The following is a 12348-nucleotide window of genomic DNA, read 5'->3' as shown; positions in this document are numbered from 1 at the left end:
AACGGAACGCTCGTCGCCGTCCGTGCGAGTGGCGAGATCGGTCGGCTTTAGACCGGCCGTCTCGAGGTGGCGGATATGAGCGACTACGAGACGGTCTCCGCGGACGTCGAGCACGAAGACGAGATTCCGGCGGACCATCCCCGGTACCAGGATCTGCTCACCCGCCACCGGATCGAGAAGGGCGTCGAGAAGGGGATCACGCACCTCCAGGGGATGCACGCCGAGGGTCGTGGCAGCGCCTTCGACTATCTGCTCGGCGAGGAGACGATTCCGAGCGCCGACGCCGCGGAACGGGCGGCGGCCGCACACCTGCTGCTCGCCGACCACCCGGTGCTCTCGATCAACGGAAACGTCGCGGCGCTGGTCCCCGCCGAGATGGTCGAACTCGCCGACGTCGTCGACGCCGACCTCGAGGTCAACCTCTTCAACCGGACGCCCGAGCGACTCGAGGCCATCGCCGATCACCTCCGGGGCCACGGTGCAGACGAGGTGAAGGGCCTCGAGGCCGACGCGCGGATCCCGAACCTGGATCACCAGCGCGCGAAAGTGGACGAAGACGGCATCTACGCCGCCGACGTCGTGCTCGTCCCGCTCGAGGACGGCGACCGCGCCGAAGCCCTAGAGGAGATGGGCAAGACCGAAATCGTGATCGACCTCAACCCGCTCTCGCGCTCGCCGCGCGTGGCCGACGTTCCGATCGTCGACAACATCGTCCGCGCGGTGCCGAATACGACGGCACACGCACGGAATCTGGCGGACGCCAGCGAGGCGGAACTCGAGGTGATCGTCGAGGAGTTCGATCGCGAACGAGCGCTCGAGGCGGCCGAAGAACGGATTCGAACCGGTCTATAATCGTTCCCGACGGTCACACGCGGTTCGACGGCGCGAGAACGCAACTCGACTCTCGGACTCTCGTCTCAGTTACGATCCGCGATCCGCGGCGAGACGCCGTCCCGCGCGCCGTCGCGGTCGATCTCGAGTGACTGCTCGCCGCCGACGAACGGTACACGCGACGTCACGGCCGCGACCGCTTCTTCAACCTGGTAGTACGACAGCGAGAGGTACTCGCTCGCGCGTCTCGAGAGTGAGTCGTCGATCTCGTACTCGACCCCGGTTCCCTCGAGTTCGTCGCCCGCGTAGCCGGTGAGCCAGCGACGAGCCAGTTCGACGCCCGTTTCGGCGTCGTAGCCCCGCGCGACGTAGTGTTTGTAGGGGTGGCGGATCCACGAACACTCCCAGTGCGCGTAGACGTCGACGCCCTCGCCGTCCTCGAGTGCGTGGAGGACGACGTGGAGCTGGTAGTCGGCCAGCGGTGACGACCGCCACACCCACGATCCCTCGGAGGTGTTGCCGTCCATCCGAACCTTGAGCGAGGCGATCGGGTTGCGCGAGAAGCCGAGTTCCTCGAGGATGGACTCGAGCGTCTCCTCGGTGCAGTACGCGGTCAGCGCGTACTCCTCGGCGGTCGTGTGACTGATCGCGTAGCCGTCGAAACTGCCCTGGAGCAGGTAGTGTACCTGCGGAAGGAAACTCCGGCGGACGGCGTTGACGACGTCCTCGGTGTACCCCATGGTTCGTTCCCGTACGAGCGTCGAACGGATGCGCGTTCGGCAGGCACGTTCCTGCGATGGTCGCCGTCGTCGGCTCATACGGTTTACTGTAAGTCATTTCCGGCGCAACCGCGACCCGTGCGGCGGTTGCGCCGGTAAATCGTTACAGCAATCCGTATACTCGAGACGATCACGGCTGACGGGTCTCGCCGTCGTTCGGCTCGAGCGCGTCCGTCGCGATCGAAAGCCGCAGGAAGATCGGCGCCGCGACGACGGCGATGGCGATCTCGAGGCCGCCAACGACGAGGAACGCGAGGTCGTAGCTGAACTGGGCGGCGACGGTGCCCCCGAGGAGGAAGCCGCCGAGAAAGCCCAGGCTGCCGGCGAGGTTGAAACCGGCCATCGCGAGGCCGCGTTCGGTCTCGGCCGCGAGGTCGGTCACGAGCGCCATCGTCGCCGGCGAGACGAGCGCTCCGAGGACGCCGATGACGACCATCGCGACCGCCGCGGTCGCCACCGAGGGCGCGGCGGCGACCGCGAGGATGCCGAGGCCGTAACACAGCGAGCCGACGACGATCGGCGCGGTTCGGCCGATGCGATCCGAGAGCGTTCCCATCGGATACTGCAGGAGCGCGAACGGGCCGAAAAAGCACGCGAGCAACAGTCCCGTCGCGCCGGCTCCGATTCCGAACGTCTCCTGGAAGTAAAAGGTGCCGACGAGGGCGAAGAAGCCGGCGGTCATCCGGTCGACGAAGCCGAACGCGTAGGGAAGCGACAGCGCCGGCCGCCGTCTGACCCCCTCGAGGAGCGCTCGAGCGGTTCGGCGGCGTCCGGGAGCGCGATCCTCGACCAGGGTGACGAGCGCGCCGACGCAGACGAGCAAGCCGCTCGCGACGAAAAGCGGCGTGAGCGGGTGCAGTTCGGTCAGCTGTCCGCCGACCGGTGCGCCGAGCGCGGCCCCGAGGCCGATCGCGATCCCGGCCGCGCCCATGTTCCGGCCGTGACCGCCGCCCAGGTCCATCAGCATGGTGATCGTCAGCGAGAACGCCCCGACCGTCATCGCGCCCTGGACGACTCGGACGAGTAACACGCCTTCGAACGGAATCGAACCGACGGCGGGAACGACCGCGAGCGTCAGGTAACTGCCTGCGCCGAGTAACGCCCCCGCGACGATAAAGGGCGTTCGCCGGCCGGTCACGTCGCTCAGGACGCCCCAGACGCCGACGAAGGCGACGTAGGCGGCGAACTCAGCGACCAGAAACCACATGCTCGCGTCGAGTGCGGTCTCTGCGAACGGAGATTGCGCGGCGTCGGCACCCAGCGTATCGACGAGGGTCGCGATTCCCGGATAGAGCAGCAGCTGAGAGAACATGACCGCGAAGACGACCGCGGCGAGAACGAGCCGTTCTCCGTCGCGCGATTTCGCTTCCACGGCTCGGGCTACGAACTGCGACCCCATGAACTCGTCCGTCTCGATCCCTCGAGCGGACGGCCGACGCTCCCGGTTTCCGGGCGAGCGAGTGCGTCCGTCTCGTTCCGTCGATCTCGTCCCGTTCATCGGCTTCGTCTCGCGTTTTCGATCGCGGGGACGGGACCGTCGGGTCACGTCACCGCCGGCCGAAACCGACGGCTTTTCGATGGCTGGCGACGCGTCTCGTTCGATGACAGTCACGCGCCGAACGGTTCTCGCGACGGGTGTGGTGGCGGGGACGGCAGCGATCGCCGGCTGTACGGATCCGCTTCGCGGAACGCTCTCTTCGTCACCGGCGACGGTCTCCGAGGAGGCTCGATCGGCGGTCGGCTACGACGAGCACGTCGTCGACGAACTGATCGTCGACCATCCGGTCGGGCTGTTCGGCCTCGAGCGGACGATCGAAGTGATCAACTGGTACGCCGAGTACGACCGAGCGATCTCGCTCGAGGGGCTCGGACTGACGCGGCTTCAGGCCGCCGTCTTCATCGTTCTCTCGACGCCGCAGGTGTCCGTTCTCGGCCGAACGCACAACCCGGTCGGGGAGTACTCGACGGACGAACTCGTCGCGTTGATCCAGGAGCGCTACGACGGACTCGAGATCGAACGGGCCGTCGACGAGGAGACGGCGACGGTGCTGGACGCGGAGACGACGGTGGTCCGGTACCGCGCGCAGGCTCGACTCGTCGAGGCCGGACGACGCCTCGACGTCACGCTGCACGTCAGCGAACCCGTCGCTCACGGTGACGACTTCGTCCTCTGCGTCGCGGTCTATCCGCGACTGCTCGGCGTCGACGTCGAGGCGTCGTCGGTTCGGACGCTTCTCGAGGGAGTCCGACACGAGTAGACCACGAACTGCGACGGCCTCGCGAGACCTTCAGCGGGAACGTATCGAATCAGACGCGTCACAGCGGTACGGCGTGAAAGCCCGCAGGAACATCCCAGGGAGAACGCGTACGCCCCGCGCGACAATCCACACGCGGTAGGCAGATCGATTCTCCATACCAGAGGCAGTCGGAATCGGGGGTGAATCACCGCCGGAGTGCGAACGAGGCGATTGCAGCGACGAACAAACAGACGAAAAAGAAGACCAATCCCGGTTCCCCGGCCTCGAAGACGATCCACACGAGCAGGCCTTGGGTTCCGTCGCTTTCGGCCACGTAACTGGCCGGATCGATGCCGCCCGTTCCCGACTCGTCAGTCGCGAACAGTTCGTAGACTCCCCACTGGACGAACAACGCACCGGCGGCGACGATCCCGATGCCGGTGATCAGTTCAGAGAGCGACTGCTCGAGCCGGGGTCGGGCTTCCGGTCGACCGACGAACACGAGGGGATCGCTTGCGGGACCGTAGACCACCATCTCGTTTCCCTTCTCCGAGTAACGCCGTCCGACGGGTTCGACGAGCGTCGCATCCTCGAGCATCGAGACGTGGTGGGAGACGTTCTGAACCGAGGTGTCGAGTCGGTTGGCCAGTTCCGAAACCGTCGCCGGTTCGTCGAACAGGCTTCGATACGCGTTTCGGCGCGTCTCGCTCGAGAGCACGTCGAAGAGTTCGTCCGCTTCCTCGTCCCCGACGTCGACGACGCGAAGTTCCGCGTCGGGCGAGGCCGGTTCGGCCGGCAACAGATCCGTAAGCGTCGACATTACGCCTCGCTCGGTCCTCGACTATCACATAGGTTTCCATACGTTAAACGACTATTTGAGCGGCGGGACGGGATAGATTCCCGAGGCGCTTGCTCAGGTCGACTCGTCCTCGGCGTCCGCGGACGCAGCCGAAACCGCAGCGACGGGATCGACTGCACCGTGGCCGCTTCCGGCGTCGACCCCGTCGACCGGGTCGGCCGTGGATGCGATGGTCCAGCGAACTTCGTCTGGCTTGAGGTCGGGATCGGCGTCAACGACGAGCGCCGCGACGCCGCCGACGTACGCCGCCGATGCCGACGTTCCTTCGAACGGCGGGTGTCCGGGAACGGAATGAGTACTCGGGGCGACCACGTGAACGCCGAGTCGACCGTCTGCGGTCGGTCCGCGAGAGCTGTACCGTTCGACCTCGTCCGAGGTTGCGTCGACCGATCCCACGGAGATCGTTCCGGGCGCTGCGGCGGGGTCGACGACGCTCCCTGACGCCCGCACCGCCGACAGCGAGTGAGTCGACGACGCCACCCGAATCCGGGTGTCGGTCCGGCGTTCCGGACCCCGGACGACGAGCGCGTACCGATCGTCGGCGAGCCGCGCGGTGAGCCGTTCGCTCGAGACGTTCCCGTTTTCCCGCGAAAGCGACTGGGCGACAAGCTCGGTCGTCCCGTCGTCCCGAACGCGGTGGAGTTCCAGCCGGTAGTCCCGGTCCGGATCGTTCCACGCGAGGTGGAACTCGCCTTGGCCCGGCGGCCCCGTCACGTCGTTGAGGGGACCCTCGTCGAATATGTGAACGCCGTTCTCGTCGGGATCGTACTCGCCGCGCCAGTGAGCGTCCCCGAGGTTTCCCGCGGGCGCGACAACGACAGTACCGCGTTCGGTCGCCTCGGTCGTCGCCTCGGCAATCGAGGAGGTTCCGTCGCCGAGCGTTCCGGCGTCCGACACCGGCGCGACGATCACGTCGACGTCCTCGTCAAGCAACCACTCGACGGCGGCTGCGTAATCGTCGGCCGTCTCGAACGTGGCGAGGTACAGCGACGCGTCCGGTGCGGTTCCGGCGACTGTTACGGCCGCCGACGTCCCGTGACGATCGCCCGAATCGACGGCGGCCGCGTCGGTGCCGAACGAAGCCTCGCCGGCGACCCGGTCCTCGAGCGCTCGATGCTCGAGATCGAACCCGGTCACGTCGATCACCCCGACGGAGACGTTCTCGCCGGTCGTACCGGCGTCGTGGATCGGCTCGACAGTCTCGTCGCCCGGCACGATCGCCTCGTCGACGCTCTCGTCGCCCGTCGTCGCGTCTATCGTCACAGCGAGATAGCCGAGTCCCGCAGCGGTCGCCGCAACGATGGCGACGACGAGCAGGACGACGGCGAATTTTCCGTGTTTCATCGATACGAGTAACTGCCAGCGGATTCGGCATCCGCCGTCGCGTTCGTCGTCTGCATTCCGGTACGGTACCGATGAACGTTCTGATCTCCCGAAGGTCGAGCAGTGGCTAGGACGAGTATCATATAGTGATTGCTCAAACGAAGTACACACTGATCGCACGGACTGGGGTTCTCGCTCGCTTTGCTCTGCTCACGGGTCACTTCGTTCCCCGTTCGCCAGTCCGCGGTTCTCGCTCGCTTCGCTCGCTCCGAACCGCGTGCGCTCCGAACCGCGGTCACCTCGTGCGATCGGCCGTCTATCGACTCTCACTGGCTACGCTATTCGTCGGGTGGCGAGTTCATGCGGAACGCAATCTGCCGAACCCGAGCAACGTCCCGATGCCGACGATCGACACCACGGTCCCGACAGCGAGGGCTCCGATACCCCTGGCGGTGGACGAGACGGGGATCGTCGCGTCATCTTCCCGGTCGCCGTCGTCCAGTTCGGTCTCGGTTCCGCCATCGCTCGTCGCGTGCTCCGTCGCTTCGGTCGGCTCGACGACGACGCCGGGAACGGTAGCGTTGACGTTGGGATCGTCGCTCGCTTCGGCCTCGACGACGAATTCCGTCCCCGGTTCGATGACCTCGAGGTCGAGGCTCACGTCGAAGGTCCCGTACTCGTCGACCGCCGCTTCGTCGGTGGCGAGAAACGACTGTCCCTCGGTCGATCGAACGCGGACGTCGACCGTCTCGTCCTCCTCGAGTTCGGCTTCTCCCGTGAACTGCCGGTCGGGGGCCGCTTCCAGTTCGAGTTGCTCGCCTTCCGTGACGATAACGATCCCGTTACTTTCGGACTCGAGGTTCTCGCCGGCCAGGTCCTCGTGGACTCGGAGGGGATGGGACTGTCTCACCACGTCGTCGTGTTCGAACGTCACGGTGAGCCGCGCGTCAGTCGGCGCGGCGCTCAGATCGAGCGCTGCGTCGAACTCCCCGTTATCGTCGACAGTCGTCTCGTTCGTGAGACGGTACGCGTCGTCGCCGTTTTCCGTCTCGAGTTCGACAGTGATCGTCTCTCCGGGTTCGATTCCGGTCGTTCCGGTCACCATCACCGTGCCGTTTCGCTCGATGTCTGACCGGTTCATGCGCCACGGCGTATCAGACCGCACAATCGGCTCGACGACGAGCGTCCCCGCGTTTATCGACTCCTCGTTAGTGACTCGGATACTGTAGGCTCCCCCGGGGAGTTCGTCGTCCGGGATTTCGTGATCGTGGACCGTGACGTTTCGGACCTCTGCGTCCGTCGCGGACAGGTACGCGTTCGGATCGCCGTCGCCGACGTTCGCCGTGTCCAGCTCGATCGTCGTTTCGTCTTCGGCTGGCACGATTTCGGCGTCGAGGTGGAAGTGGTCGCCGCTGGATTCGATTTCGAATTCGAACGGTTCTCTACCGGTGTCTTTTACGTCCATTTCCGCCGTTTCCGGTGGTTCAGTCTCGTACGGTAGCTCGACGAACTCCAGTCTGTCGGCGTATTCGTCCTGTACGTCGTCGGCAGCGACGGGGACCGCGAGAACGGCACTTCCAACCGTCAGAACGAGTAAGCCGAGTAACAGCCGTCTCGTTCGTCGGTCGCTCGATACGCGTTGGAGGGTCATATCGGGCATCACCAGATCGGTACGAATCGGTCGGTACTAAAGTTCAGCATAGCTAAAATATCGGGTTAAGGGATCGATACGCCCCACGAGAGCCATGCAGGAATGTCAAACGTCAGCACGGACAGCGGTTTTTGCCGTTACTGAGACGCATATGTGTGTAGAGGAGTATGCATACTAAACATGAGCGACGACGCGAGCGACGGGTCCGACGACGGTTCGGACTGTCCCGGGCGTGGATTCGGGACACGAAGCGTACACGCCGGACAGCGCCCCGATCCGGGGACCGGGGCGATGGCACCGCCGATCTATCAGACGACCTCCTACGTCTTCGACGACGCCGACACCGCCGCCGCCCGCTACGCGCTCGAGGACGACGGCCACATCTACTCGCGGATCAGCAACCCGACGGTGGAGGTGCTCGAGGAACGGCTGGCCGACCTCGAAAGCGGCGCGGGCGCGGTCGCGACGGCGAGCGGCATGGCCGCCCTCGACTCCGCGGTCCTGATTCTCGCCGAGGCGGGCGACAACGTGGTCTGCTCGACCGATTCCTACGGCGGGACCACGGCCTACTTCTCCAAGACGGCGTCGCGACGAAACATCGACGCACGGTTCGTCTCCACGCTCGAGTACGAGGCCTACGAGGAGGCCATCGACGAGGACACCGCGTTCGTCCACGTCGAGACGGTCGGCAACCCTTCGCTCGTCACGCCGGATTTCGAACGCATCGCGGCGATCGCCCACGACAACGGCGTGCCGCTGGTCGTCGACAACACGTTCGCGACGCCCGCGCTCTGTCGCCCCCTCGAGTGCGGCGCGGACGTCGTCTGGGAGTCGACGACCAAGTGGCTCCACGGCTCCGGGACGACGGTCGGCGGCGTCCTCGTCGACGGCGGCTCGTTTCCCTGGGGCGACCACGGCTACGACGAGATCGCCGGCCAGAACCACGCCTACCACGACGTCGATTTCTCGCGTGACTTTCCCGAAGCGCCGTTCGCCGAGGCGGCGCGATTTCGCTCGCTTCGCAGCCTCGGCAACCAGCAGTCGCCGTTCGACGCCTGGCAGACCCTCCAGGGTATCGAGTCGCTCCCGCTCCGGGTCGAAAAACACTGCGAGAACGCCGCCATCGTCGCGGACTTTCTCGAGGACCACGACGACGTCGCCTGGGTCACCTATCCCGGCCTCCCCGACCATCCGACCCACGACAACGCGTCGCGCTATCTCGACGACTACGGCGGCATGATCGCGTTCGGCCTCGAGACCGGATACGAGGGCGGAAAGCGCTTCTGTGAGAGCGTCGAGGTCGCTCAGTTTCTCGCGAACATCGGCGACGCGAAGACGCTCGTCATCCACCCCGCGAGCACGACTCATGGCCAGCTCTCGCCGGCCGAACGGGAAGATGCCGGCGTCACGCCCGACCTCGTCAGGATGTCGGTCGGTATCGAAGATCCCGAAGACGTCCTCGCCGACCTCGAGTGCGCGATCGAGACCGCGACGCGGGCGGCGTCCGGGGGTGCGACCCGACCATGACGACGAGAGACGCCGTCGACCTCGGCGAGTTCCAGTTCCTCTCGGGGGAGTCGATCCCATCGCTCGAGATGGCCTACGAGACGTACGGCGAGTTCGACGGCTCGAACGCCGTGTTGATCTGTCACGCCCTGACCGGGAGCGCCCACGTCGCCAGGCGACCGGACGCCGGCGGCGAGACCGCGGGCCAGGCCCGCGCGTGGTGGGGTGACGTCGTCGGCCCGGGAAAGGCGATCGATACGACCGAGTACTACGTCGTCTGTGCCAACGTTCCCGGATCGTGCTACGGAACGACGGGTCCCGCGAGCACGGATCCGGAGACCGGCGAGCCGTACGGGACCGCCTTTCCGCCGGTGACGGTCGGCGACTGGACGCGCGCACAGCGGGAGTTGCTCGACGCGCTCGGCGTTGGCAGGCTCCACGCCGTCGTCGGCGGCAGCGTCGGCGGCATGAACGTCCTCGACTGGCTGCGCCGGTACCCGGACGACGTCGAACGCGCGGCCGCGGTCGCCGCGGCGGCGCGTCTCGATCCACAGTGTCTCGCGCTCGACACCGTCGCCAGGCGCGCGATCACGAGCGATCCGAACTGGAACGGCGGCCACTACTACGGCGGCCCCGAGCCCGAGGACGGGCTGGCTCGAGCGCGCCAGATCGGCCACATCATGTACCTCTCGAAGGCGTCGATGTCCCGCAAGTTCGGCCGACGGTCGGCCGGCCGGGAGACGGTCCGCGAGGAGCCGCCGGATCCGGCGGCCGCCTTCTTCCCGTATCGCGAGGTCGAATCCTACCTGGACTACCAGGCGGAGAAGTTCACCGACCGTTTCGACGCGAACAGCTACCTATATATGACCCGGGCGATGGACGACTTCGACCTCTCGGCGGGCTACGAGTCCGACGCGGACGCGCTCGCGGCGTTCGAGGGCGAACTGCTCGTGCTGTCGTTCACCGGGGACTGGCACTTCACCGTCGAACAGTCGGAGGCGCTGGCGGACGCGTGTCGGGACGCCGGCGTCGACGTCGCCCACCACGTGGTCGAATCCGACCACGGCCACGACGCATTCCTCGTCGAACCCGAGAAGGTCGGTCCGCCGCTGTCCGACCTGCTCGCGACGGGACTCGACGGACGATCGATCACCGACACCGACGAGGAGCCGGTCGAAACCGAGTCGTTCGCGCCCGTCCACACGAGCCTGTTTTCGGAGTGACGGAATCCGGCGACCGACGCGAGCCACCGGACGTCGTGGGGACCATCGCCCGTCGGCTCCGGTGAGACCGCGACCGTCCGGCGGTTGCACCTTCCGGTCGGATACGGTGGCCCGACGAGTGACCGAGCGAAAAGACGGCGTCCGTGATCGTCAGGCGGCGTCCGTGTGCGTTCGGAGCGATCAGTGATCGTTCAGGCGGCGTCCGCGTGCGTCCTCGAGGCGAACGTACTGCTCGTGGAGCGGACGATCCGAGCGACGTCGGTCCAGCCACCGCCGGACGTCGCTCGCGAACAGCGCGAGCCCGGTCGACTCGACGAAGCGACGGGAGGCGGGCGAGCGAAGCAGTGCGATCATCGACCACATCGCGCCGGCCGCGAGCGAACCGGCGGCGGAGAACGTCATCCCGAGCGTCGCGAAGGTTCCGGCGTAGACGAATCCGATCCCCATCGACGGCAAACTCGTCCCCAGGGGAACGCGCGCGGTCGCATCGCGTAGCGTCGGCGCGAGAAAAACGATCGAGAGGCCGCTGCCAACCATGAATACGAGGTCTTGCCACATCATCGTGGTAACTTACTCGAAGGCGAGTAAATAACTCGTTCGGTGTGGAAATCGGTCGTTGCACGGGACGGTCTCGGCGTCCTGAAACTCCGCGGGTCGGTTGCGACCCGACCGATCCGTGGCGGCGTCGATACGCGCGAGACGACCGGATGCGTTCGGCCCGAGAACGCGAAGAGATCAGCCGCGAACGCTCAGCGCGACTCGAGAACCGCTTCGTCGACCAGCGTCTCGTGTGCCTCGGCCATCGTGGTGACGACGACGTCGCAGTGAGGTTCGACGGCCGGCTTCGGCTCGAAGCCGACGGCGAGTCCCGCTACCTCGAGCATCGGGAGGTCGTTCGCACCGTCGCCGATGGCGACGGTTTCCTCGAGAGCGACGCCGACGTCCGACGCGAGGTCTTCGAGCGCGTCGTCTTTGGTCCCCTCGATGAGCGGCCCCTCCACCGCACCGGTTAACCGATCGTTTTCCATCGGCAGTCGGTTCGCGACGACGTGATCGACGGAGACGTCCTCGCGTTCGAGGGCCGCGGCGACGCCGCGTTCGAATCCGCCGGTCAGGATGGCCGTCGTCACGCCGGCGTCGTTCAGCGTCTCGATCAGGTCGGCCGCACCCGGTCGGAGAACGACCTCCTCGAACGCCGCTCGCGCGTCCGCCCGCGGGAGGTCCTCGAGCAGCGCGGCGCGCTCGCGAAGGCTCTCGGCGTAGCCGATCTCGTCGTTCATCGCGCGTTCCGTGATCTCCGCCATCTCCTCGGCGACCCCACAGCGGTTCCCGAGCAACACGGTCATCTCCGAGTCCGATAGCGTCCCGTCGAAGTCGAAAGCGACGACTGTCATCGCCCGCCGTTTGTCGCCCCCCGAATAACCCAGTTCTGGTTTCGGCTCCTGGAAACTCGAGGCAGAGGGACGACACCACGAACCGAATGGACTGGACCGCCGAAAATCAATTTCGCAGCGTAGATCCCGTTCAGCCGTCGAGCGCACCGGCGGATTCGAGGTAGTCTCGAATTTCGAGAACGAACGATCGGTACCGCTCGAGGTCCTGCAGTGCGTTGTACACGATATCGTGTTCGATGATGTTGCCGTACGTGTGCGCCAGCACGTTTCGAAACTGCGTGGCCTGGACCATCTCTTCGCAAACGGAATCCGACAGGATCCCGACCTGACCGAGCGTCCGCATCGCTTCCGGATTGCTCTCGGGTGAATGCCCGCACTCGTGTTTGACGAGTTCTTCGCCGATATCGATCGATGCTTCATAGTGATTAAGGAAATTATTTACCGATAGGTGTGGTAGAGTTGATAATGGGTCGGCTTGACGATATCACGCTTGAGGAACTCTACGAACTCAAGGAGCAGATCAACGAAGGGAAGCCGCGAGAACG

The 12348-nt window shown here is 65.9% G+C and carries 11 protein-coding genes and 1 pseudogene; 4 read left to right on the top strand and 8 right to left on the bottom strand.

What is annotated here, in order from left to right; genetic code table 11:
• Positions 1 to 75 precede the first annotated feature (75 nt).
• Positions 76 to 852 (top strand): 4-phosphopantoate--beta-alanine ligase, encoded by a 777-nt coding sequence (locus tag EA472_RS06770; RefSeq protein WP_124190760.1) that lies wholly within the window; start codon positions 76 to 78, stop codon positions 850 to 852.
• A gap of 65 nt (positions 853 to 917) precedes the next feature.
• Here EA472_RS06770 and EA472_RS06765 read toward each other — a convergent pair whose 3' ends face one another.
• Both EA472_RS06765 and EA472_RS06760 read right to left on the bottom strand, forming a co-directional pair.
• Positions 918 to 1571 (bottom strand): hypothetical protein, encoded by a 654-nt coding sequence (locus EA472_RS06765; RefSeq protein WP_124190759.1) that lies wholly within the window; start codon positions 1569 to 1571, stop codon positions 918 to 920.
• 169 nt (positions 1572 to 1740) lie between these two features.
• Positions 1741 to 3009 (bottom strand): MFS transporter, encoded by a 1269-nt coding sequence (locus tag EA472_RS06760; protein WP_124191046.1) that lies wholly within the window; start codon positions 3007 to 3009, stop codon positions 1741 to 1743.
• Between the two features lie 202 nt (positions 3010 to 3211).
• Here EA472_RS06760 and EA472_RS06755 point away from each other — a divergent pair, with 202 nt between their 5' ends.
• Positions 3212 to 3868 (top strand): DUF6517 family protein, encoded by a 657-nt coding sequence (locus EA472_RS06755; protein WP_124190758.1) that lies wholly within the window; start codon positions 3212 to 3214, stop codon positions 3866 to 3868.
• Between the two features lie 184 nt (positions 3869 to 4052).
• Here EA472_RS06755 and EA472_RS06750 read toward each other — a convergent pair whose 3' ends face one another.
• The 3 genes from EA472_RS06750 to EA472_RS06740 form a co-directional block, all read right to left on the bottom strand.
• Complete coding sequence (locus EA472_RS06750; protein ID WP_124190757.1) at positions 4053 to 4667, bottom strand: ArsR/SmtB family transcription factor; 615 nt, start codon at positions 4665 to 4667, stop codon at positions 4053 to 4055.
• A 93-nt stretch (positions 4668 to 4760) separates the two neighbouring features.
• Positions 4761 to 6050, bottom strand: coding sequence for a S8 family peptidase (locus tag EA472_RS06745; protein WP_124190756.1), 1290 nt, complete (start codon positions 6048 to 6050; stop codon positions 4761 to 4763).
• A gap of 337 nt (positions 6051 to 6387) precedes the next feature.
• The gene (locus EA472_RS06740; RefSeq protein WP_124190755.1) at positions 6388 to 7680 is read right to left on the bottom strand and encodes a BGTF surface domain-containing protein; all 1293 of its coding nucleotides are present in this window, start codon (positions 7678 to 7680) and stop codon (positions 6388 to 6390) included.
• A 180-nt stretch (positions 7681 to 7860) separates the two neighbouring features.
• On the opposite strand from EA472_RS06740, the gene EA472_RS06735 reads away from it, so the two are divergent.
• Positions 7861 to 9207 carry an O-acetylhomoserine aminocarboxypropyltransferase/cysteine synthase family protein gene (locus tag EA472_RS06735; protein ID WP_124190754.1) on the top strand — a complete coding sequence of 449 codons (1347 nt, stop codon included), beginning with the start codon at positions 7861 to 7863 and terminating at the stop codon, positions 9205 to 9207.
• The gene (gene metX / locus EA472_RS06730; protein WP_124190753.1) at positions 9204 to 10409 is read left to right on the top strand and encodes a homoserine O-acetyltransferase MetX; all 1206 of its coding nucleotides are present in this window, start codon (positions 9204 to 9206) and stop codon (positions 10407 to 10409) included. The genes EA472_RS06735 and metX overlap by 4 nt, the downstream gene beginning before the upstream one ends.
• A 180-nt stretch (positions 10410 to 10589) precedes the next feature.
• On the opposite strand, the gene EA472_RS06725 is transcribed toward metX, so the two are convergent.
• From EA472_RS06725 to hepT, 3 genes and pseudogenes are all read right to left on the bottom strand, one after another.
• Complete coding sequence (locus EA472_RS06725) at positions 10590 to 10970, bottom strand: hypothetical protein (protein WP_124190752.1); 381 nt, start codon at positions 10968 to 10970, stop codon at positions 10590 to 10592.
• 188 nt (positions 10971 to 11158) lie between these two features.
• Positions 11159 to 11803: a phosphoserine phosphatase SerB gene (gene serB, locus EA472_RS06720; RefSeq protein WP_124190751.1), complete on the bottom strand. Its 645-nt coding sequence runs from the start codon at positions 11801 to 11803 to the stop codon at positions 11159 to 11161.
• A 130-nt stretch (positions 11804 to 11933) separates the two neighbouring features.
• A pseudogene (hepT, locus tag EA472_RS06715) lies at positions 11934 to 12230 on the bottom strand (type VII toxin-antitoxin system HepT family RNase toxin); the annotation flags it as partial.
• Positions 12231 to 12348 lie beyond the last annotated feature (118 nt).

It is taken from the genome of Natrarchaeobius oligotrophus (genome assembly GCF_003841465.1).
In the GTDB taxonomy this organism is placed as follows: domain Archaea; phylum Halobacteriota; class Halobacteria; order Halobacteriales; family Natrialbaceae; genus Natrarchaeobius; species Natrarchaeobius oligotrophus.
Note: the sequence above shows the minus strand (reverse complement) of the source record. Positions and strands in the feature narration are given on the sequence as shown.